Source organism: Lentibacillus sp. L22 (assembly GCF_040812445.1).
Classification (GTDB): Bacteria; Bacillota; Bacilli; order Bacillales; family Amphibacillaceae; genus Lentibacillus_C; species Lentibacillus_C daqui.
The window spans coordinates 21748-41912 of sequence record NZ_JBFNXI010000030.1; the positions used below are offsets into that span (position 1 = coordinate 21748).

Sequence of the window (20165 nt, forward strand, 5' to 3'; positions counted from 1 at the left end):
CCGAGCTGAAGCCGGACTGAAGCTCCCCTTATAACGCAAAATGAACCCAGCCAATCAACTGGATCCATCCTTTGTTTGAGAAAAATAGCGTACCATTGCTTCGGCGATTCTGCTGGCAGCATGTCCGTCTCCATACGGGTTTGCTGCTTTAGCCATTCGGTCATGAGCATCCCTATCGGAAAGCAGTTCATTTGCCAGGGTAAAAATATTATTTTCATCCGTACCTGCTAATTTTAACGTGCCTGCTGCAATTCCTTCTGGGCGCTCGGTGGTATCACGCAGTACAAGTACAGGAACACCCAACGATGGCGCTTCCTCCTGCACACCGCCTGAGTCTGTCATGATTAAGTGTGCGCGGGCAGCGAAATTATGGAAATCAACAACACTTAATGGTTCAATCAAGGTAATCCGGTCATCATTTCCGAGAATGTCAGCAGCTGTTTGCTGGACAATCGGGTTTAAGTGAACTGGGTAAATCACATGGATATCTTCATGTGTTTCCACCAACCGCTTGATTGCACGGAACATGTGCTGCATGTTTTCCCCAAGGTTTTCCCGGCGATGTGCCGTCACCAACACCAACCGTTTATTACCGAGCTGATCCAAAATCGGACTGCTATATGCTTTATCAACCGTAGTTTTCAACGCATCAATGGCTGTGTTTCCAGTGACAAAAATACGCTCCACCGGTTTATTTTCGTTCAGCAGATTTTGTTTTGCCTTTTCCGTTGGAGCAAAGTGTAAATCGGCCATCACACCGGTTAACTGCCGATTCATTTCCTCGGGGTATGGAGAATATTTATCCCACGTCCTTAGCCCAGCCTCCACATGACCTACCGCGATCTGGTTGTAGTAAGCGGCAATGGACGCGACGAATGTAGTCGTTGTGTCTCCATGAACAAGGACGATATCCGGCGATGTTTCCTTCATTACTTGATCCAAACCCTCCAATGCCCGGGTGGTAATCTGGGCGAGGGTCTGTTTTTGCTGCATAATATTTAAATCATAGTCCGGAGTGATAGCAAAAATCTCCAATACCTGATCAAGCATTTCCCGATGTTGTGCTGTAACAGTTACAATAGATTCAAACTGCTCTGTTCGTTTTTCCAACTCCAAAACAAGCGGAGCCATCTTAATTGCTTCCGGCCTTGTCCCGAAAATGGTCATGACTTTAATACGCTTTGTCAGGTCGTTGTTTAGCCCTGGAATCGGCTCAAGCTGTTGGGTCGCCATTACATTGCCATGTTTTGTCAAGTTCCTCACTCCAACCTATTTCGTACCAAACAACCGGTCACCGGCATCACCAAGTCCCGGAACAATATAGCCATGGTCATCCAGTCCTTCATCCAGTGCTGCCAAATAAATATCCACGTCCGGATGCTCTTCCTGAATCTTTTTCACGCCTTCTGGAGCGGCAACCAAACACATCAGCCGGATTTGTTTTGCGCCACGCTTTTTCAACGAATGGATGGCATCATTTGCCGAACCGCCAGTAGCAAGCATTGGGTCAATCACGATAAGCTCACGTTCGGAAATGTCGGATGGTAATTTAATATAATATTCGACAGGTTTAAGTGTTTCCGGGTCACGATAAAGCCCGACATGACCAACCTTGGCAGCCGGAATCAAATTGAGCATTCCATCGGTCATCCCAAGGCCTGCACGCAAAATTGGAATCAGGCCGATTTTCTTACCTGCCAACACCTTTGTTTTTGCTGTAGTCACCGGAGTGTTCGTCTCAATTTCTTGCAGTGGAAGATTACGGGTAATTTCGAATGCCATCAACATCGACACTTCATCAACAAGCTCGCGAAATTCCTTTGTCCCTGTTTCTTTATCTCGTATGTACGTTAATTTATGTTGAATTAACGGATGATCAAGTACATGTATATTTCCCATAAAGCCGGATCACTCCTTTGTAGTGGATGTTCAAAAAGTCCGGTAAAAATGACACTTCGAATTTCTTCGTTGGCTTGCTTTTCCGCTCCTCATGTACCTTTTTATGTACACTCCGGTGCTCAAAGCTGCGCCGCCTTGAACTTCTCGGTCCTTTTTATCCTCCTTTTTGAACTCAACTCCTATATTAGTTATCCTTAAAATTGTACTGAAAAACGGACCATGTTTCAAGTGTGTTGTAAGAAGTAACCTGTATTAATCATTGTCCAATAACGGTGCATAGTTGGTCGAGAAAATGGTAGCAAGGTTTGCTTTCGGTGCTATAAACTGCTTGGCATGATTGACCGCAATTGGACCTTCGTTAAACCCTCCGGCGATCAAGTTTAGTTTGCCGGGATAAGCCGCGATATCTCCAACTGCAAATATTCCCGGAATGGATGTGGCCATCGTATGGTCTACCTGAATTGTCCCGTTATCCATGTCCATGCCCCAATTTGCTATCGGACCTAGTGCAATCTGAAATCCATGATTGACAATAACACGATCAACCAAGACTTCTTTAACTTCCTGATTCTCAACATGCTTCAAGACAACACTGGATAACTGGCCGTTTGAGCCTTTTAACTCGGACAATTCATAAGGCGTTAATACCTCCACAGTAGAATTCAGCATTTTTGTTACACTGCTTTCCATCCCGGTAAATGTTGGCTTGCGATGAACAACAATAACTTTTTTGGCGATTGGCTCCAGCACATTTGCCCAATCGACTGCTGAGTTTCCTCCACCTGAAATAAGAACGTTTTTTTCACGGTAATTTTCCATCTTGCTGAAACAATAGTCAAGGTTTGTTTTTTCAAATTCTTCAGCATGGGGAAGATTTAATTTTGTGGAGCTTAATATGCCAAATCCGGTGGCCAACACAACAGTCTTAGTGAAGTGCTTTTCCCCGTTGCTGCTCGTTAAGATAAACGTCCCATCCACTTGCTTTTCCATCCCCGTGATCTGTTGCTTTAGGACAATGTCTGGATGGAATGTTTTGGCCTGGTTTATCAAATCCTCAGTAAATTGTTCCCCGGATTTGGCAGGAATTCCACCAACATCCCTAATTATTTTTTCCGGATAAAAATAGGAAACCTTCCCGCCCAAAAACGGTAGATATTCAATAATTTTTGTTTTCATTTCCCGCATTCCGCTATAGAAAGCTGTAAATAGTCCGATGGGGCCTCCTCCAATAATGGTTATATCATAAAGTTCTTGTTGTTTTGTCATATGAAGCTTCCTCCAATCAATTACTTCGCTTTCATAAGCAGGTAAATAAAATAAGGTGCGCTTATAATCGCAACAATGATTCCAACAGGTACTTGAGCAGGTGCCAGAATGTTTTTGCCAACCGTATCAGCAATCATTAACAACAATGCCCCAATCAAAGTTGAAATCGGAATAATGTATTGATGTAATGGACCAATGATCTTTCTGGCTATGTGCGGGACAACCAGACCTAAGAAGGCAATTGCCCCTCCGGCCGCAACTGCAGCGCCGGCAAGAGCTACAGCAATGAACAGCAGAATTACCCGGTTTTTTTCGACAGATACTCCAAGTCCCGATGCAATACCATCACCAAGATTCATAGCATTTAATGCATTGGCTTTGAACAGTGCCAATGGGATAAGAATAAGCATCCAGGGTAACAGCGCCAATACAAAGCTCCAATTCGCATTCCATATGTCTCCGGATAGCCAGACGGTAGCCTGTCGGAAATTTTGCGGATCCATCTTCAATTGAAAAATGACCAGTAATGCACTAAAACCAGCATTAACCCCGATCCCAACCAATACCAGCCTAATTGGGTTTACACCCTTTTTCCATGCTAATCCATAGATTAATATGGCTGCACCAAGAGCTCCCAGTAAAGCAAATAAAGGCATCATGAAAATAGAAAAAGTACCCGATGTATCGAGACGATTTTGGGAAAAGAATAGAAACAGTATGACGGCAAGTCCAGCGCCGGTATTGATTCCCAAAATCCCCGGATCAGCAAGTTCATTTTGGGTCACCCCTTGCAAAATAACACCAGATACTGCGAGACCTGCCCCAATAAGCAAAGCAAGCAAAATTCCCGGCAGACGAAAATCAAACAGGATTAATTGCTGCCGTGCTGTTCCATTATGTAACAATGTTCTTAGTACATCACCCGGTGAAATACGGATAACACCGGTATTTAAACTAATAAAAAACAAGATAATCAGTAAAGCGATGAGCAGCATCATAATAAGTAGAAATTTTCTTTGTTTCCCCGCTTCCGTCGTGTTCATGATTTTCCACCTCCATTACCGCGAGCCAGGTAAAGGAAAAAAGGCACACCAATAAGTGAAGTGATTGCGCCAACCGGTGTTTCAAATGGTGCATTGACCACCCTCGCTACGACATCGGACAGGACGAGCAATAAGGCACCAAAAATAGCAGCTGAAGGGATGATCCATCGGTAATCCGTTCCCATAATAAAACGTGTGATATGTGGCACAATAAGTCCGACAAAACCAACAACACCAGCAACAGAAACAGCTGCTCCCGTCAGGATAAGCACGGAAAGAATGCCAATTACCTTAATAACAATATTTCGTTGCCCAAGTCCCGTTGCAATGTCTTCTCCAAGGCTTAGCACGGTAATCGATTTGGATATAGCAATTGCCGGAAGAAAACCAATAATACCGGAAATGAATAGCATTTTAACAGAAGACCAGTTTGTTCCTTCCAGACCGCCCGCCAACCAAAATCCCATCTGTTTTTCCAATTGAAAATGCAAAGCAATCATCGATGAAACAGAACGAAGCATCATCCCGATAGCAACCCCTGCAAGAGCAAGTTTGACCGGGGTTAAACCATCTTTTGAAAAAGACCCGACCATAAATATGAGTACAACAGCAATTCCTGCCCCAATCCATGAGGCCAGGTTCATTCCCAAATTCGATATGTTGGAGAAGAAAGCCAAAGAAATAACAAGAGCAAAGGCAGCTCCATCAGTAACCCCCAAAATGGATGGGGAAGCTAAAGGATTTCGTGTCATTCCCTGCATAACCGAACCGGCAACTGCCAAAAAAGCACCGATTAGTGCTGCAGCAATTGCACGGGGCAAACGGAGTTCCTGAATAACCTGATGGGTTGACAAATCTGGTTGAAAGTCAAAAACAGCCTGCCAGACTGTCATCAACTTTATATCAATTGCTCCGTATGAAACAGACAGACCTATAGAAAATAGCATAGCTACTAATGCGATTAGGTTGATGAAGATTCTTATCATATTGGATTGTTGAATTATAGAAAACATATTCCTCCCCTATTTCTATCGAGAGTGATGAATCGAGCCAAAAATAAGTCACGCTTAAAGGTGTAATATGACAGATAAAATGAAACTTCAATCAGTAGAAGTTTTACTGGCAGTTAAAAATTGACTTAACAATTGAAAATGATTATCATTACCATTGTGAACATGAAATTATCATAACATATTGGAGGACTACATATGAAATTAAATGATAAATACCGATTGCTTTTTCTCTGTGTGACAATTGGTTTGTTATTCATTATTTCTGCCTGTGGAAACAAAGAATCATCCGAAGCTCCCGATAAACAGGATAAAGATACAAGTTCCGAAGTAACGCTAGATTCCGAAAAGGGCGAAGTAACCATGCCTAAGGAAGCGAAACACGTTATTGCGCCATATCATGAGGATACATTACTTGCGCTAGGTATCACACCTGTTGCCAAGTGGGCAATAGGAAAAAGTGTACAAGGCTACCTGGAACCGGAGCTAAAGGATGTACCGTCCATCGAATGGAATCTTCCTTTGGAACAAGTACTAAATCAAGATCCGGATTTGATTATTTTAGAAAATAACCTGGATAGTTATAAGGGTTCTTACGAAGATTATAACAAAATTGCCCCAACGTATGTCATGAACAAGGAAACGACAGATAACTGGCAAAAGCAATTAGAAACCTTTGGCAAATTATTTGGCAAGGAAGATAAGGCGAAAGAAGTGTTGAAACAATATAAAGATAAGGTAGCCAAGGCAAGCGAAGAAGTAAAGGATGCCATTGGAGATGAGACGGCTGCAGTTATTTGGGTATCAGGCGATGAATATTTTGTGTTTGAACATAACCGCCACAGTGCAGAAGTGTTATATTCTGAATTAGGTGTAAAGGTTCCGGCACTAATTGAAGAACTAGGCGATGCGGAAACAGCATGGAACCCAATGTCCATTGAAAAACTCTCTGAACTGGATGCCGATCATGTATTTTTGCTAGCGGAAAAAGGAGAATCGGGAGTAGAAACGCTAAATAAAAGCACTGTCTGGCAAAGCACTCCGGCCGTTAAAAAAGGGAATGTTTACCACCTTCAAGACCCAAGCAATTGGACTAATCAAGGATTATTGGCATCAGAAAAAACAATAGATGACATCGTCAAAGCCCTAAAGGAAAAATAACAATTATTACTAGGATCCTTTAGCGTTGGCGAATTCAAGTTCCCTCTAGGTTGGTTCCATTGACTAACGTCCAAAAAGCCAATAAACTTAAGGTAATGAAATCTGGTTTACGAAACATATATATTAGATATATGTGTGTAAGGGATTGAACAAAGGTGTACGCGGAATAACGCATGAATGTATCCTTTTTGTTCAAAAACTGATAAAAATGTGGTCCCCTTTATCCTTATGCACTATAAAAAGGAGCGATTCCAAATGCAAACGTTGAACGCAGAGGATCTAACGCTGGGCTATGGTGACAATATCATCATTGAAAATTTAAATATAAGCATACCTAAAGGGAAAATCACCGTGTTCATTGGCGGTAATGGTTGCGGGAAGTCTACATTATTGCGTTCTTTAGCACGTTTATTAAAGCCAAAGGGAGGTAATGTCATATTAGACGGTGAAGACATTGCCAAACTTGGGACAAAAGAGGTCGCCAAAAACATGGCAATTTTACCGCAAGGCCCGGTAACGCCAGAAGGACTAACAGTTTACGAACTTGTTAAACTTGGCAGACACCCACATCGCGGATTTTTAAAACAGTGGTCTAAAACAGATGAAGATGCTGTTCATCAGGCACTTCAGTCGACAAATACCATAGAACTTAAAAACAGAACCGTTGATTCATTATCGGGCGGGCAACGTCAACGTGCATGGATAGCTATGACACTAGCCCAGCAGACAGATACTATTTTGCTGGATGAACCGACGACTTATTTGGATATGACCCATCAAATTGATGTGTTGGATTTATTGTTTGATTTAAACGAGCGGGACGGACGCACCATTGTTATGGTACTGCATGATTTAAACCTTGCCAGCAGATATGCACATCATGCAGTAGCAATCAAAGATAAAAAGATTTTTGATCAGGGCAAGCCGGAAGAAATAATAACTTGTAATCTAGTACATGAGGTTTTCCAAATGAAATGTGACGTAACATATGACCCAAGGTTTGGTACACCAATGTGTATTCCGCATGGCAAAGGCCGTTGTTTATTTGCGAATTAACATTTCATCCGACATTATCGACATCTATAAAAATCACCGTGATAAAAAGGGTGCTCTAATCAGAGCACCCTTTTTACTAAGCATATAACGGAAACTTATCTGTCAATGCTTTAACGCGTTTTGCTGCTTCTTTTTGCTTTGCCTCATCTTCATGGTGTTTTAATGTAAGTGAAATAATGGCAGCAATCTCTTTCATTTCTTCTTCTGCAAAGCCACGAGTGGTTACGGCAGCTGTACCAATCCGAAGTCCACTGGTAACAAACGGGCTTTCTGTATCAAACGGAATGGTATTTTTATTGGTGGTAATACCAATATCATCCAGTACCTTCTCCGCTACTTTTCCGGTTAGTTTGAGCGGTGTCACATCAAGTAATAATAAATGGTTATCGGTACCACCGGAGACAATACGGATGCCTTCATTTGTCAATGCCTCACCAAGAACTTTGGCATTTTTAATAATTTGGTTGGCATATGCTTTGAAATCATCAGATAATGCTTCTTTAAACGATACGGCTTTGGCGGCGATAACGTGCATCAATGGGCCACCTTGAATACCCGGGAACACGGTTTTATCAATCTTTTTGGCAAATTCCTCTTTGCATAAAATCATACCGCCACGTGGACCACGCAACGTTTTGTGTGTAGTGGTTGTCACAAAGTGTGCGTGTGGAACTGGATTTGGATGCAACCCAGCTGCAACTAATCCGGCAATATGAGCCATATCGACCATCAAATAAGCATCAACGGCATCAGCTATTTCCCTGAATTTAACAAAATCAATCGTCCGGGAGTAAGCACTGGCACCAGCAACGATCAATTTTGGCTGCACCTCTTTTGCTTTGGCTAAAACGGCATCATAATCAAGCTTCTCCGTTTCTTTGTCCACGCCATAATCAACGACATTATATAACTTCCCGCTAAAATTCACCGGGCTGCCATGGGTTAAATGACCACCATGATTCAAGTTCATGCCCAGGATGGTATCACCCGGATCCAAAACAGAGAAGTATACTGCCATATTCGCTTGCGCCCCGGAGTGTGGCTGAACATTCGCATGCTCGGCACCAAATAATTCTTTGGCACGATCACGGGCTAAATTCTCGGCCACATCTACAAACTCACAGCCGCCATAGTACCGTTTACCAGGGTAGCCTTCCGCATATTTATTAGTTAAAACAGAGCCCATTGCCTTCATAACCGCTTCTGATACAAAATTTTCCGAAGCAATTAATTCAATTTTTTGTTGTTGGCGTTGTTTCTCATTCTCGATTGCTTCATAAAGCTCCTGATCCGTCTGTTTCAATGTCGTTACAGATGTTGTTGTTTCCATTTGATAACCCCCTGTGTGAATTTTTATACCAGATATATGTGGGAATTCAGATAACTCCCCTTCCATTTCACCCTGGTATGATTATTTATAGACAGCCCGTTCACCGCCAATTAATTTTGGACGGGTGCGGGCGGCTGACAGATGTGCACTTGCGACATGCCGCTGATTTAAACGTAATGGTACAGCTACTCGTTTCAGATGCATCCCAATCATTGTTTCACCAATATCGATACCTGCATTTGCTTCAACCATTTCAACAACTACTGGATCTTGCATATGCTTATACGCATAAGAGGCCATCGATCCACCTGCTTTTGGCTGCGGTATAACCGAGACTTCCTCCAGCCGGTGTGCTTTCATTGTACTTCTTTCCACAACCAAAGCCCGATTCAGATGCTCACAACATTGAAACGCTAATTGCAACTGTTTATCCTGCTGGAGCCTTATCAACTGCTCAAAAATAATTGCTGCGATCTCCTCACTGCCAGCTGTTCCGATATGTTCACCGATTACTTCACTTGTGGAGCAGCCAATCACAAACAAATCCCCATCGTTTACATATCCGTTATTTAACCATTCATCAACAACAGCTTCCATATCGTCATGAACTTGCTGGTGCAAATCAGCCAATTGTGATCACCGCCTCTTTTTGAAAGTATATATTTGCTAGTTTTACTTAGCTGTAAACCAAATGGGGTCAGTTCGGCTCCATTTGTTCCTTTTAAAATTTGTATGGTTCGGATGATAATGATTAATCGGACCCGTTTTATCCCTCGTACGCAGTAATTTTACCAATCCGGTTGGCATGACGTCCGCCATCGAAATCCGTCTCCAGCCATACCTTGGCAATTTCCCTGGCAAGCCCTGGTCCAATGACGCGTTCTCCCATTGCCAAAACATTGGAATCATTGTGCTGTCTGGTTAATTTGGCACTGTATACATCATGGGCCAATGCACAACGAATACCGCTTACTTTATTAGCCGCGATCGTCATACCAATCCCAGTTCCGCAAATAAAAATACCACGGTCAAATTCACCCTTTGCTACACGCTCAGCGGCAGGCAGTGCATAATCCGGATAATCAACGGATCCCTGACAATCACAGCCCGTATCTTCATAGGTAATTCCCATTTCATCCAATAAATCTTTTACTTCATTGCGAATCGTCATCCCCGCATGATCAGCAGTTAAAATGACCTTCATTGCTATCACCTCTTTCTTTGCCTGCGTTGTTTATCACGCACGCATTAACTATGATGTCATAATGATAAACCATTGCTGGGGAATTGACCAGTACGGACGGATAGAATCATAGACAACATAAATAAATACTGCGGTAAAAGAATACGTAATAAGCGCCAAAATCGTTGTAAACAGTACAAGGTTCCATCTTAGGCTAAAGCGATAGCTCGGCTTCATCTCTTGCATCTCCCTTACATGCTATCATTAGTCGTTTTTTATTTTCCCAATTAATAGATCGACATGTTTATCTAGTTCATGAAGGGTGTTTTGATAAACTTGCAAGTCTCCGCCAAACGGATCGGAAATATCATAATTGATTAAGCTGGCCTCCATCTGCTGGATACGTCGAAGGTCATCCTGCAAATGTTTCATTACTTCTTGCTCAAGTGTTTCCTTATCCAGTTTGTGCTGGTTCTGTTGCATGAAGATGATTCGCTTTTGTTCATAATCTGCATATGCCCGTTTTAATTCCTGCCAAATTTTCCTATCCGCATCTGAAACGTATTCCTTTAGTGTAAAATATTTATCCTGATAATCAGGGTACTGTAATATGAGGGATTGTTTATGCTGCATTGTCATGGTCAGTACTAAATCAGCCCAGTTCAACAGCTTTTCGGAAACCGGCTGCGAACGATGATCCAACGAAATCCCCTGAAGTTTTAGCGCATCTATCGCTGTTTGATTAGCACGTTGATTTCTTCCCGCAAAAACCCCGGCCGATTGCACCTCTGCCCGTGGGTATTTAGCTTTCAGCAATGCTTCAGCCATTGGACTGCGGCACGTATTTCCGGTACAGACAAACAAGATTTTCATCAAAAAGAAACCTCCGTTATTGAGGATGTTATTGGTATTCCAAACATATTCCATTTTACCGCCCCAACCTGATATCCAGCAACATTAGATGTTCGAGGAGGAGAAGTTACCCACAAAGCTGTTTTTTATTTTACTTCCAGATTATTTAGCAAAGTTAATCTCTACTCAAACTATAACACATGAAGCAGTAAATGTCAGAAAAAAGTGAAGTAAAAAAACGAGTACCACTGCATCACCGGTACCCGTTCATTTTTCCACACATTGCACGATTCAAATCAGCACATATCCCAGCTCTACCCAGAATACGCCAACTATTGACCTAGCCAAACACCAGGTTTAATCCAAAGCCGCATAAAATACTGCCACCTAATATTTCACCATACACACCGATCAAGCCGTGAACCTTTTTCCCAACGATGAGACCGATCCAGGTTAATACCATACTAACTGCCCCAAAGAGCAATAAAGCTATTACTGTCTTTACACCTGACATTCCCAAACTTAACCCGACGGAAAAACTGTCCATACTCACACTTATAGAAAAAAATAGCAGCCCGATTCCCGCGGGCTTAACAATTTTTTTGACTTCGTGGTTAAAGGCGGTGAAAACCATCTGTGAACCAATCGCAATTAACAGCATGCCGGCAATCAGGGTGGTCAGCTGGCCAATTTGCACAGATATTGCTTTTCCGACTATAATCCCTAAGAATGGCATGATCATATGAAAGATGCCGACAACAAGTCCGATAAAGGCAATTCGCTTAAGTCTTAGTTGCTGCATTCCCATTCCTAAACTTACAGAAAATGCATCCATCCCCAGCGCAAATGACATAAATACTAATGAGACAATTTGGCCGATATGATATACCGCCATCCTCAACCCCCCCTCGGACATGCTATTAGATAAATATGCGTGTCCGAAGTGGTTTATGCTGGAGATAGGTTTTTTGGCTAATTGTCACTAACGCTTTTCCTTATCCTGAATCACAATCTTATCATTACGCCGGAACGTAAACACTTGCTGCTTTTTTCAACCGGTTCATGATTGCCAGACCAATACCTTTTTCCGGGAATGCTTCACATACAATCAAATCCACATCCCCCTCTTTAAAGGTACGTAATGCATCATAAATATGAGCAGCAATATCCGTTAATGATTCCTTTGAGCCAAGGGAAATGACTTGATCGGCACATAGTCGTTCAGACGTTTCCTCACTTGCTATCACACCAATCTTCGCGTAATTCTCTCGTTCCTCGCCAATAACTTCAGCCAATTTTTCCGCCGGGCCTTCAATGAGCCACATCGGAACTTCTGGTGCATAATGGCGATATTTCATGCCGGGAGCTTTCGGCCGGCCAACCGCATTTGCCAGTGCCGGATCAACCATGACATCGCCAATAACTTCTTGCAGCTGTTCCTTGGTCACACCGCCGGGGCGCAGAATAATTGGAATTTCACTGGTGCAATCAATGACCGTCGACTCCACGCCAACACCTGTCGGACCACCATCAAGCAAACCGGCTATTTTTCCATTCAGATCCTGCCACACGTGATCAGCTGTTGTCGGACTCGGCTTGCCAGAGAGATTGGCACTAGGCGCAGCAATTGGCAAATCACATTTTCGCAAAAGCCGCTGGGCAACCGGATGACTCGGGATCCTTACCCCAATTGTGGATTGTTCCGCTGTTACATTGGTTGCACAAGTTCCGTTGCTGGGTAAAATATATGTTAACGGACCGGGAGAAAATGTATCAATCAACTTATCCACAAATGTCGGGACTGTGGATACTAATTGTTGCAGTTGCGCTTTGGTTGCGACATGGGCAATGAGCGGGTTATCCGCCGGGCGTCCTTTCGCTGCAAAAATCTTTGCTACCGCTGTTTCACTTGTTGCATCCGCGCCAAGCCCGTAGACTGTCTCGGTCGGAAAAGCCACTGCCTCTCCGTTTTGCAGCAGTCCCGCCGCTTCATCGATCCCTTGTTGATTGCCACTATCTACAGTATTCCAACGTTTTGTTTCCATCGTATGTCGACCTCTTTTCCACAAATCTATCTCTCTTTATCAAAATGCTTATCCACAAGCAATAAAATTTATCCACATTATACACAGGTGATGTCCATGATCTCTTAAAAAAAGTCTGACAGAAATGTTTGCCTGTTAGGGATTAGTTTTTCCAGTCGTTCAATAGCTTCAAGTTCTCCTGTTATAAGTTCTGCCTGATAGTAGTCTTTCGGGCGCCGGAAATTTAACAGCATACATGTCAATAGCTGGATCGAGCAATGAATAGCCTGTGTATCGTTCCCTTGTTCATCCATATTTACAGTGGTTTGTCCAGCTGCTATATCCAGTTGATAGGTTCCACTATTTTCCGGGAAAAATTCATCACTGACAACAAGTGTGAGTCCTCCCTCGTCTTGAAATGGATATTCCTGTAAAAATTGCTGTACATCAACGATTCTCGCCATAAAATAAGGAGTGAGTTTCTGCTCAAATCGAGGCTCATCCAGCAATAATGGCAGGTTATCCCGTTCAGGTACGGTCAGTTCAACCTTATCGGCCATGGAATCATGGTTGGCAATAAAATGCAATAATTGTTTTTGTGCCTGTACATTGACATATGCCCATTCTTTGATGGTGAAAATGTTGCTTGTTACATCATAAATAATATATCCCTCAGGCTCATCCTGACGATTAAAGGTAGCAGCAATTTGATATTTTTTTGTCAACACCCGCTGCCTCCACCATGCCTCATCCCGGACAAGCATGCCATTAAAGGTGCTGGCATACTCGGAATAAATCTGCTGAAGTAATGGAATATCCGGCCCAATGCGACGTACATAACCACCGGAAAGGTTCCATTTTTTCTTTAGCCGCTTCATCGGAAGTGAATAATGTTGGTCCGTAAATGCATGCTCCCAGCCATATTTGCGATAGAATGCAAACGAAAACGGATGAAGAAGGGAGATGCTTTGTCCATTTTCCTTCATCTTTACCAACGCGTGATAAAGCAAGTGTTTAACCATGCCCCGCCTGCGATATTCGGGCCATGACGCTACTCCGGCAATACCTCCCATCGCAAACGCTTTTCCATTTATGTAACAGGATAATGGAATCTGATGTACTTTTGCCGCCAGTTGTCCATCTTCCTTCCATCCCTAAATGGTGTCCTGCTTTATTTTTTCTTTTTCTTCGGATAATTCATCCGCCGACAGCTCACTTTGAAATGCAAATTGGTCCAGCGCCAAAACAGCATCAAAATCAGCCTTAGTTAATGTTTCAATGTGTTCCACAATATCCCCACCTATGTATGTTTCAACTATTTCATCATCATACCATTTTTGTCCACATTGTGCGATTTTGGTGGTTTAATTAATCCATGAAAAAGAAAAACCTGTGGAAGTTATCCACAGGTTTGGTGTAAATATGTTAAGTTATGCACAATATCAACAACTAATATTCGTGTTATCCACGCGATCTTGTGAATAACTCATTTTTGATACGTTATATACCCACCAATTGCCTTCCTTCATTTGTTGACTATCCACAAATTCATTTTTCTTCTGTGGATGAAACTGTAATGCATCAAGCAACAAATCAACAACCGGCTGATGGCTGTGGACATATACACTTTTGGCATGGCGCTGTTTCGCAATGGCCAGTACTGATTCCAACAGTACCGCAAGTGAAGGGGCGCACTTTTTCGTAACATGAAGCTGTTTTAACCAATAAACACCCGGTTCCATCGGTTCCAGAATAAAACAACCTTCAATTTGTTGCTCGATTTCAACCACATAACCATGTTGCATTAATGCATTTCCATTAACATCCCGGTTTTGTTGTAAAAAATGTTCCACCTTTTCTATTGATACATGTTTTGCCGCTACTAGATTCATGTTTATCACCTCTATTAAATGTAATAGATTTTGCATGGTTCTTTTCTATGATTTTATGCAAAAGAACGTGAATCTATGACAAACCAAGCCATTCAAACAAGAAAAATTTCACCTTGACCTCATCGTCATCTGTTTCCTTCTGTTGTTTCTTTTCAACTTTGTCATCCTGTTGATCCGCACTGGAGGCCTCAGCAACCGTCGTTCCACTGGAAAAATCCAAAAAGCATAACGGCGGGAACAATACACACCACCAATTGGCACCTTCCCCTTCCCCAAGGGTAATTAACACGGCCTCATATTCCCCGGCAGGATACAAATAATTGCCGTATAATTTTGCCGGGAACGATACATTTTCCCCGTATTCCACTTGAAATGATTGTGATGCATTTTCCGCTTCCAATACGTTTTCAACGATCTGCTCAATTTCCGGCAGTTTCCCTTGTATCACTTTCCGCGCTTCATCAATGTCAGCAATGTTCTCAACCCATCCGGCAATTGATTTATTCACCGCATCACGTACTGTCTGCTTAACTTTCTGGTCCCCATCGCCATCACTATTTGCCAAAATCCGCAGTCGAATGGCATCATCCGGAATGACCTGATATCCCTGATCATTACTTGCTTGTTGAAGCATGCCTTTGGTTGGCATCAATAAGAAAATAATTATAATAGCAAATACAAAAAATACTAGCTTCTTCATCATTTCCAGCCCTTTCCGATTGGATTTACAACCAGTATGGGCTTAGAAAAATGTTTTTAAACTAGTATTCTGGTAAAAATTTTATTTGTTAATAGATTGGTATTTGATTTATCCATCCAGGAGACTACATGCCCAAACGCGAGCCTTGTCCCTAACTGATTTTCGTGGAAATGATTCGATCCTTACCATTAATGTCCGGTATCATGGCTACTTCACTCTTTGGAAACTGTTGCAAAATCAGCTGTTTAACTGCTTTCCCCTGCTGATAACCAATCTCGAACGCCACCAGTGCCTGTTCCTTTAGTACATTCGGCAGTGACTTTACAATCGAACGGTAAGCTGCCAGCCCATTGTCCGCTGCAAATAAAGCAAGTGCCGGATCATATTGTCTTACCGTATCAGACATGCTTGTTTTCTCGGATTCAGCGATATATGGCGGGTTCGAGACGATGATATCCGCTTTTAATTGTTGGTCGATCAGCGGTTGTAAAAAATCCCCCTGTAAAAATGTAATGTTTGCCTGGAGGTTCCCAGCATTTTGTTTGGCAACCGTTAATGCTGCTTCGGAAATATCTGTCGCATACACGGTTGCTTGTGGCAGCTCCAGTGCTAATGTGCAAGCAATAACGCCACTACCGGTACCAATATCGGCAATCGTTAACGGCTTTTTTTCATGTTTGTTTATTTGACCGATCACATACTGTACCAGTTCTTCTGTCTCCGGCCTGGGGATTAGCACGTCCGAATTAACCTTAAATTTGCGGCCATAAAACATTTCATACCCAAGCAAATGCTGGACAGGAATGCCGGTTGCTGCGTGAGCTTTAACTGCTTTTTCAAACTGTTTTCCAACTGGCTCCGGAACCGTCTCTTGCATGTCGGCAAAAAATTTGGTCCTTGACACACCGAGATAATGTTGCAACAGAATTTGCGCAACATGTTCTTCTCGCTGATGATCTGCTAAAAAAAGCGAAGCCCGCTTTAGGACTTCGTATTGTTTCATGGGCTGTTCCATCTTATTCACCAATCTGTTCCAATTTTTTAGTTTGTTCCTCGATCAACAAAGCATCGATAATTTCATCCAGTTTTCCAGTCAAGATTTGATCCAGTTTTTGAATCGTTAAATTAATTCGATGATCTGTCACTCGGTTTTGTGGAAAATTGTACGTACGGATCCGCTCCGACCGGTCTCCTGTACCAACTGCCGATTTACGCGATTCATCATATTCAGCCTGTGCTTCCTGTTGATATTTATCATAAATCCGTGCGCGCAGTACTTTCATTGCCTTTTCCTTATTTTTAATTTGTGACTTTTCATCCTGAATGGAAACAACAATTCCCGTCGGCTCATGGGTTAACCGGACAGCGGACATCGTCGTATTAACGCTCTGTCCCCCTGGGCCGCTGGATGCATACGTGTCGACGCGAATATCCTTTTCATTAATTTCCACTTCTACCTCTTCTGTCTCCGGCAAAACAGCTACCGTCGCCGTTGATGTATGGATTCTTCCGCCGGATTCGGTTTCCGGCACCCGTTGCACGCGATGGGCTCCATTTTCATATTTCAATTTAGAATACGCACCTGTACCATTGATCATAAAAATAATTTCTTTGTAGCCGCCAACCCCGGTCGTATGTGCCTCTAGAACCTCTGTCTTCCACCCTTGCGATTCCGCATAACGCGAATACATCCGGTATAAATCGCCAGCAAATAATGCCGCCTCATCACCACCAGCAGCACCACGAATTTCCATAATAACGTTCTTATCATCATTCGGATCTTTTGGTAACAGCAATACCTTTAATCTTTCTTCCAGCTCTTCTTTGGAATCGGTCAGTTCAGCAATTTCTGCCTTGACCATCTCCGCCATTTCCTCATCCAGATTATCATCCAGCATTGCCTTGGCATCCTCTAGCTGGGAGGTTATATCTTTATAGTTGCGATACGTATCCACAACCTCCTGCAAATCAGACTGTTCCTTAGAGTACTCCCGCAATTTTTTTGTATCATTTATAACCTCTGGATCACTCAATAACTCATTCAATTTATTATAACGATCTTCCAATGATTGTAAACGGTCTAACATCACGTCCACCTCTTTTCAGATTAACAGTCTAATTATATTATACTCAGGGTGGCAGGTCAAAATTGTTTTGGAACTAAGAGTGAGACGGGGGACGGGACAGAGGGGCGGTGCATTTGTCCTACCATTTCCGCTGACAGCAGTTCAGATAGGGATCCCCGCGCGGATAAGCATTTATACGGCGATTTTGATGCTCGCAAATTGGAAATTGCTTATGCACAGCGAATTTAAAGTCAGTTTATCAGCGGCTTTGAGTTTTGTATCAGCGGTTTTGGCCTTTGTATCAGCGGTTTTGGGCATTCTATCAGCGGTTTTGACCTTTGTATCAGCGGTTTTCATGCTTATATCAGCGATTTTTTCCATTCTATCAGCGATCCCCAAAATCTAGGGTATACTTTTGCCATCTGTTTTTCCCACTAACCGGAAATCCCTCCTTTTGCAAGATACGTTTCATGACATGAGATGAATCGATTCGTAAAAATTCCCGTGCATCCTGATTAGTTATGGTATCCCCGATTAATAGCTTGTAATCATGAAGTGCCTGTAAATGTGCACTTCTTGAAGCGTGATGACACTGCGGACAAAGCCATTTATTATGTTCCTTTTTCATCGGATTGGCAGCACATTCAGGACAAAATACACCCTTGATCAATTCGTTTTTGCTAATGCCAAATTTCTTTAAAACATCCGCTTTCGATGGTGTATGATCCGCTTGAATGCGATCAAAAATCTGTTGAAATGTTCTTTGGTCTAAAACCTGGTTTGTGTATATGTGATTTTGTTCATGAATATGAAATGGTAATGATTTACTGTAGATCACTTCATTAGGAACTGTACTTCGTGGAAAAAGCGGTTTGATGATGGTGCTGGGAAAACTGATTACAACAAAATATAGTATTGGTACGTGGGGAAAATTATACATTCGAAGCCACTTTTGCAGTCGATGCCGTTGCAATTTGACTTGAATAATTGGATTTGGCAGGCCTTCTTCCCGACCATCGTCACCAACCCTGATGACTTGTCTATCTCCGTCAAAGTATAAGGTGCCATACCAATTTTTCACTTCCAGCATCAGAATGTATTGTTTGGATAAAAGGAGTTTGTCAATTTCGAAATAATCATTTCCATCGGGCAACCGTGGATTATGGAAAATGGAAATGTCTTCACCGGGCAGAAATTTCAGGGGAAAGATTAATGCAGATTCACCTTTGATACCTGTACGCTCCTTTTTTATCTGATCTTGGAGTCGAGGTTTTACCGGGTGAAATGGGGATGTTCGCCGGTCCAAGGCTAATATCTTGGAAAGGTAGTCCGTTTCGATATTGGGTTTTGAAGTCAATTCGGTCACATCCTTTTGATTGTCTATTTCTATCTTACTACATAAATGTTCCAAGCAGTGAAATTTTTTCAGCGGTTCCTGTCATTGTATCAGCGGGTTTCCACGCTTCTATCAGCGATCTTGGTCATTCTATCAGCGGTTTTCACACCTTTATCAGCGATTTTCGCGCTTATATCAGCGATCCCCAAATTTTAGGTACCCCTGGCGCCCCGCAGCATCTCCCATCACCCAAACCAAACAAAAAAATACACCCCAACAAGAAGATGTATTTTCACAACTGCAATTATTGCTCAATTGCTTTATCTTTTACGTCATCTGGTACTTCGATTGGGTCTACTTTATTGATGTTGGAGTAGTCAGCTTTGACATTTTGTACGATATTCATTTCTTCGTCTTCAGCTTTCATGCTCATATCCATATCCATATCGAGTGATTTGATATCGTATGATTCCTTATCAATGGTGTATTCCATCGCCATGCTGTTAATCTTCATATTATCCAAAACTTCCTGGCCTTCGTCACCTAATTCTTGTTGCAATTCTTCTGGCAGGTTTTCCTGGATCATCTTTTGCATTAATTCGTTAAATTTCTCACCGTTCGCATCCAATTTTAAAATAAATGCATCATCGTTTTGCTCAAATGACATATCGTCGGTATAATCTTTTATCATTTTTAATTGCTCGGACGGGTCTGGCTGCTGGCCGGCCATTTGTTCAACCATATCCATGGAAGCACCATCCATTTTAACCCAGTCACCGATTTGATCACTGTATAGGTACATGCCGTCGTCAACCATGTAAATTTCCATATCCATGTCCGGAAGTTCTTCATCGGTTCCATCCATTTCCATTTTGGTTACGCCTTTCATATACATAGCCATAGGATCCATTGTCATTTTTGTATCATAATTGCTGTTTGTGTCCATGGCAACGGGCTCATCGCCACTTGCTTCAATATGTTGCTGCAAATCCATCGTGACTTCTGCACTCTTCATGTCCTCGGAGGCATCCAAAGCCTTTTGATATACTTCCTCCGCTGTCAGCTTGCTTTCTTTTTCCTTACTCGCACCTTCTGTTGGTTCGGCCGTTTCATTACATGCTGCTAGAACTAGTGCCATAACTCCAGCTACGAGTATTAAAAACCATTTTTTCAAATTTATCCACCTTTCTAATTCTATTTGTCTACAACATTACCATATGGAAAAATAAAAGAAAAGGTTTCATTTATATTAATATTTCTTTACAAAAAAATTGCATCAAAAGTGGCTCTTCACCAAAATCAATGGTTGACACACTAGGTGCAACTATGCTAATTCACGGTTGCACT

23 protein-coding genes and 1 pseudogene are annotated in these 20165 nt (G+C 42.3%); 2 read left to right on the top strand and 22 right to left on the bottom strand.

The window, feature by feature from the left end; all coding sequences use genetic code 11:
* Nucleotides 1-54: 54 nt before the first annotated feature.
* From wecB to ABRT01_RS12740, 5 genes are all read right to left on the bottom strand, one after another.
* Nucleotides 55-1188 carry a non-hydrolyzing UDP-N-acetylglucosamine 2-epimerase gene (gene wecB / locus ABRT01_RS12720; RefSeq protein ID WP_269412627.1) on the bottom strand — a complete coding sequence of 378 codons (1134 nt, stop codon included), beginning with the start codon at nt 1186-1188 and terminating at the stop codon, nt 55-57.
* Between the two features lie 81 nt (nt 1189-1269).
* Nucleotides 1270-1899, bottom strand: a complete 630-nt coding sequence (gene upp / locus ABRT01_RS12725; RefSeq protein WP_269410483.1) for a uracil phosphoribosyltransferase — start codon at nt 1897-1899, stop codon at nt 1270-1272.
* 252 nt (nt 1900-2151) lie between these two features.
* On the bottom strand, nt 2152-3165 hold the full coding sequence (locus ABRT01_RS12730) for an NAD(P)/FAD-dependent oxidoreductase (protein WP_269410484.1): 1014 nt from the start codon (nt 3163-3165) through the stop codon (nt 2152-2154).
* A 20-nt stretch (nt 3166-3185) separates the two neighbouring features.
* Nucleotides 3186-4208, bottom strand: coding sequence for a FecCD family ABC transporter permease (locus tag ABRT01_RS12735; RefSeq protein WP_269410485.1), 1023 nt, complete (start codon nt 4206-4208; stop codon nt 3186-3188).
* Nucleotides 4205-5221: a FecCD family ABC transporter permease gene (locus tag ABRT01_RS12740; protein WP_367747627.1), complete on the bottom strand. Its 1017-nt coding sequence runs from the start codon at nt 5219-5221 to the stop codon at nt 4205-4207. The genes ABRT01_RS12735 and ABRT01_RS12740 overlap by 4 nt, the downstream gene beginning before the upstream one ends.
* Nucleotides 5222-5416: 195 nt before the next feature.
* Between ABRT01_RS12740 and ABRT01_RS12745 the strand changes: the two genes are divergently transcribed.
* Together ABRT01_RS12745 and ABRT01_RS12750 are read left to right on the top strand one after the other, a co-directional pair.
* Entirely contained in the window at nt 5417-6379 is a 963-nt protein-coding gene (locus tag ABRT01_RS12745) for an iron-hydroxamate ABC transporter substrate-binding protein (RefSeq protein WP_269410487.1), read from the top strand.
* Nucleotides 6380-6634: 255 nt separating this feature from the next.
* Nucleotides 6635-7435 carry an ABC transporter ATP-binding protein gene (locus tag ABRT01_RS12750; protein ID WP_269410488.1) on the top strand — a complete coding sequence of 267 codons (801 nt, stop codon included), beginning with the start codon at nt 6635-6637 and terminating at the stop codon, nt 7433-7435.
* Between the two features lie 76 nt (nt 7436-7511).
* On the opposite strand, the gene ABRT01_RS12755 is transcribed toward ABRT01_RS12750, so the two are convergent.
* The 17 genes and pseudogenes from ABRT01_RS12755 to ABRT01_RS12835 all read right to left on the bottom strand — a co-directional run bounded on the left by ABRT01_RS12755 (nt 7512) and on the right by ABRT01_RS12835 (nt 19992).
* Nucleotides 7512-8765, bottom strand: a complete 1254-nt coding sequence (locus ABRT01_RS12755; RefSeq protein WP_367747630.1) for a serine hydroxymethyltransferase — start codon at nt 8763-8765, stop codon at nt 7512-7514.
* Nucleotides 8766-8846: 81 nt separating this feature from the next.
* On the bottom strand, nt 8847-9395 hold the full coding sequence (locus tag ABRT01_RS12760; protein WP_439649418.1) for a TIGR01440 family protein: 549 nt from the start codon (nt 9393-9395) through the stop codon (nt 8847-8849).
* A 136-nt stretch (nt 9396-9531) separates the two neighbouring features.
* Nucleotides 9532-9969: a ribose 5-phosphate isomerase B gene (gene rpiB, locus ABRT01_RS12765; RefSeq protein ID WP_269410490.1), complete on the bottom strand. Its 438-nt coding sequence runs from the start codon at nt 9967-9969 to the stop codon at nt 9532-9534.
* Nucleotides 9970-10017: 48 nt separating this feature from the next.
* Nucleotides 10018-10185 carry a hypothetical protein gene (locus tag ABRT01_RS12770; RefSeq protein ID WP_269410491.1) on the bottom strand — a complete coding sequence of 56 codons (168 nt, stop codon included), beginning with the start codon at nt 10183-10185 and terminating at the stop codon, nt 10018-10020.
* 27 nt (nt 10186-10212) lie between these two features.
* Entirely contained in the window at nt 10213-10821 is a 609-nt protein-coding gene (locus ABRT01_RS12775) for a low molecular weight protein arginine phosphatase (RefSeq protein ID WP_269412629.1), read from the bottom strand.
* 319 nt (nt 10822-11140) lie between these two features.
* Entirely contained in the window at nt 11141-11695 is a 555-nt protein-coding gene (locus ABRT01_RS12780; protein WP_367747634.1) for a manganese efflux pump MntP, read from the bottom strand.
* Nucleotides 11696-11819: 124 nt separating this feature from the next.
* Nucleotides 11820-12845, bottom strand: coding sequence for an L-threonylcarbamoyladenylate synthase (locus ABRT01_RS12785; protein ID WP_367747637.1), 1026 nt, complete (start codon nt 12843-12845; stop codon nt 11820-11822).
* A gap of 104 nt (nt 12846-12949) precedes the next feature.
* Nucleotides 12950-13702, bottom strand: coding sequence for a GNAT family N-acetyltransferase (locus tag ABRT01_RS12790; protein ID WP_367747665.1), 753 nt, complete (start codon nt 13700-13702; stop codon nt 12950-12952).
* A gap of 39 nt (nt 13703-13741) precedes the next feature.
* Nucleotides 13742-13966: pseudogene (locus tag ABRT01_RS12795) on the bottom strand (GNAT family N-acetyltransferase); the annotation flags it as partial.
* Nucleotides 13967-13978: 12 nt separating this feature from the next.
* Nucleotides 13979-14113 (bottom strand): hypothetical protein, encoded by a 135-nt coding sequence (locus ABRT01_RS12800; protein WP_367747640.1) that lies wholly within the window; start codon nt 14111-14113, stop codon nt 13979-13981.
* Nucleotides 14114-14266: 153 nt separating this feature from the next.
* Nucleotides 14267-14716: a GNAT family N-acetyltransferase gene (locus ABRT01_RS12805; protein WP_367747643.1), complete on the bottom strand. Its 450-nt coding sequence runs from the start codon at nt 14714-14716 to the stop codon at nt 14267-14269.
* A gap of 73 nt (nt 14717-14789) precedes the next feature.
* Complete coding sequence (spoIIR, locus tag ABRT01_RS12810; RefSeq protein ID WP_367747646.1) at nt 14790-15416, bottom strand: stage II sporulation protein R; 627 nt, start codon at nt 15414-15416, stop codon at nt 14790-14792.
* 151 nt (nt 15417-15567) lie between these two features.
* Nucleotides 15568-16419 carry a peptide chain release factor N(5)-glutamine methyltransferase gene (gene prmC, locus ABRT01_RS12815; RefSeq protein ID WP_367747649.1) on the bottom strand — a complete coding sequence of 284 codons (852 nt, stop codon included), beginning with the start codon at nt 16417-16419 and terminating at the stop codon, nt 15568-15570.
* A gap of 13 nt (nt 16420-16432) precedes the next feature.
* Nucleotides 16433-17503: a peptide chain release factor 1 gene (gene prfA / locus ABRT01_RS12820; RefSeq protein ID WP_269410497.1), complete on the bottom strand. Its 1071-nt coding sequence runs from the start codon at nt 17501-17503 to the stop codon at nt 16433-16435.
* A gap of 171 nt (nt 17504-17674) precedes the next feature.
* Nucleotides 17675-17863 (bottom strand): hypothetical protein, encoded by a 189-nt coding sequence (locus ABRT01_RS12825; protein WP_367747653.1) that lies wholly within the window; start codon nt 17861-17863, stop codon nt 17675-17677.
* Nucleotides 17864-17867: 4 nt separating this feature from the next.
* Nucleotides 17868-18839: a nuclease-related domain-containing protein gene (locus ABRT01_RS12830; protein WP_367747656.1), complete on the bottom strand. Its 972-nt coding sequence runs from the start codon at nt 18837-18839 to the stop codon at nt 17868-17870.
* Nucleotides 18840-19122: 283 nt separating this feature from the next.
* The gene (locus ABRT01_RS12835) at nt 19123-19992 is read right to left on the bottom strand and encodes a DUF6612 family protein (protein ID WP_367747659.1); all 870 of its coding nucleotides are present in this window, start codon (nt 19990-19992) and stop codon (nt 19123-19125) included.
* Between the last annotated feature and the right edge of the window lie 173 nt (nt 19993-20165).

What these genes read in the sequence shown, in the direction of transcription:
- ABRT01_RS12825 (WP_367747653.1), bottom strand. Translation starts at nt 17,863, where the DNA reads ATGGAAAAAATCGCTGATATAAGCATGAAAACCGCTGATACAAAGGTC.
- prmC (WP_367747649.1), bottom strand. Translation starts at nt 16,419, where the DNA reads ATGAAACAATACGAAGTCCTAAAGCGGGCTTCGCTTTTTTTAGCAGAT.
- ABRT01_RS12770 (WP_269410491.1), bottom strand. Translation starts at nt 10,185, where the DNA reads ATGAAGCCGAGCTATCGCTTTAGCCTAAGATGGAACCTTGTACTGTTT.
- ABRT01_RS12785 (WP_367747637.1), bottom strand. Translation starts at nt 12,845, where the DNA reads ATGGAAACAAAACGTTGGAATACTGTAGATAGTGGCAATCAACAAGGG.
- ABRT01_RS12730 (WP_269410484.1), bottom strand. Translation starts at nt 3,165, where the DNA reads ATGACAAAACAACAAGAACTTTATGATATAACCATTATTGGAGGAGGC.
- prfA (WP_269410497.1), bottom strand. Translation starts at nt 17,503, where the DNA reads ATGTTAGACCGTTTACAATCATTGGAAGATCGTTATAATAAATTGAAT.
- ABRT01_RS12740 (WP_367747627.1), bottom strand. Translation starts at nt 5,221, where the DNA reads ATGTTTTCTATAATTCAACAATCCAATATGATAAGAATCTTCATCAAC.
- rpiB (WP_269410490.1), bottom strand. Translation starts at nt 9,969, where the DNA reads ATGAAGGTCATTTTAACTGCTGATCATGCGGGGATGACGATTCGCAAT.
- ABRT01_RS12755 (WP_367747630.1), bottom strand. Translation starts at nt 8,765, where the DNA reads ATGGAAACAACAACATCTGTAACGACATTGAAACAGACGGATCAGGAG.
- ABRT01_RS12745 (WP_269410487.1), top strand. Translation starts at nt 5,417, where the DNA reads ATGAAATTAAATGATAAATACCGATTGCTTTTTCTCTGTGTGACAATT.
- ABRT01_RS12775 (WP_269412629.1), bottom strand. Translation starts at nt 10,821, where the DNA reads ATGAAAATCTTGTTTGTCTGTACCGGAAATACGTGCCGCAGTCCAATG.
- ABRT01_RS12805 (WP_367747643.1), bottom strand. Translation starts at nt 14,716, where the DNA reads ATGAATCTAGTAGCGGCAAAACATGTATCAATAGAAAAGGTGGAACAT.
- ABRT01_RS12790 (WP_367747665.1), bottom strand. Translation starts at nt 13,702, where the DNA reads ATGAAGCGGCTAAAGAAAAAATGGAACCTTTCCGGTGGTTATGTACGT.
- upp (WP_269410483.1), bottom strand. Translation starts at nt 1,899, where the DNA reads ATGGGAAATATACATGTACTTGATCATCCGTTAATTCAACATAAATTA.
- ABRT01_RS12750 (WP_269410488.1), top strand. Translation starts at nt 6,635, where the DNA reads ATGCAAACGTTGAACGCAGAGGATCTAACGCTGGGCTATGGTGACAAT.
- spoIIR (WP_367747646.1), bottom strand. Translation starts at nt 15,416, where the DNA reads ATGAAGAAGCTAGTATTTTTTGTATTTGCTATTATAATTATTTTCTTA.
- ABRT01_RS12735 (WP_269410485.1), bottom strand. Translation starts at nt 4,208, where the DNA reads ATGAACACGACGGAAGCGGGGAAACAAAGAAAATTTCTACTTATTATG.
- ABRT01_RS12780 (WP_367747634.1), bottom strand. Translation starts at nt 11,695, where the DNA reads ATGGCGGTATATCATATCGGCCAAATTGTCTCATTAGTATTTATGTCA.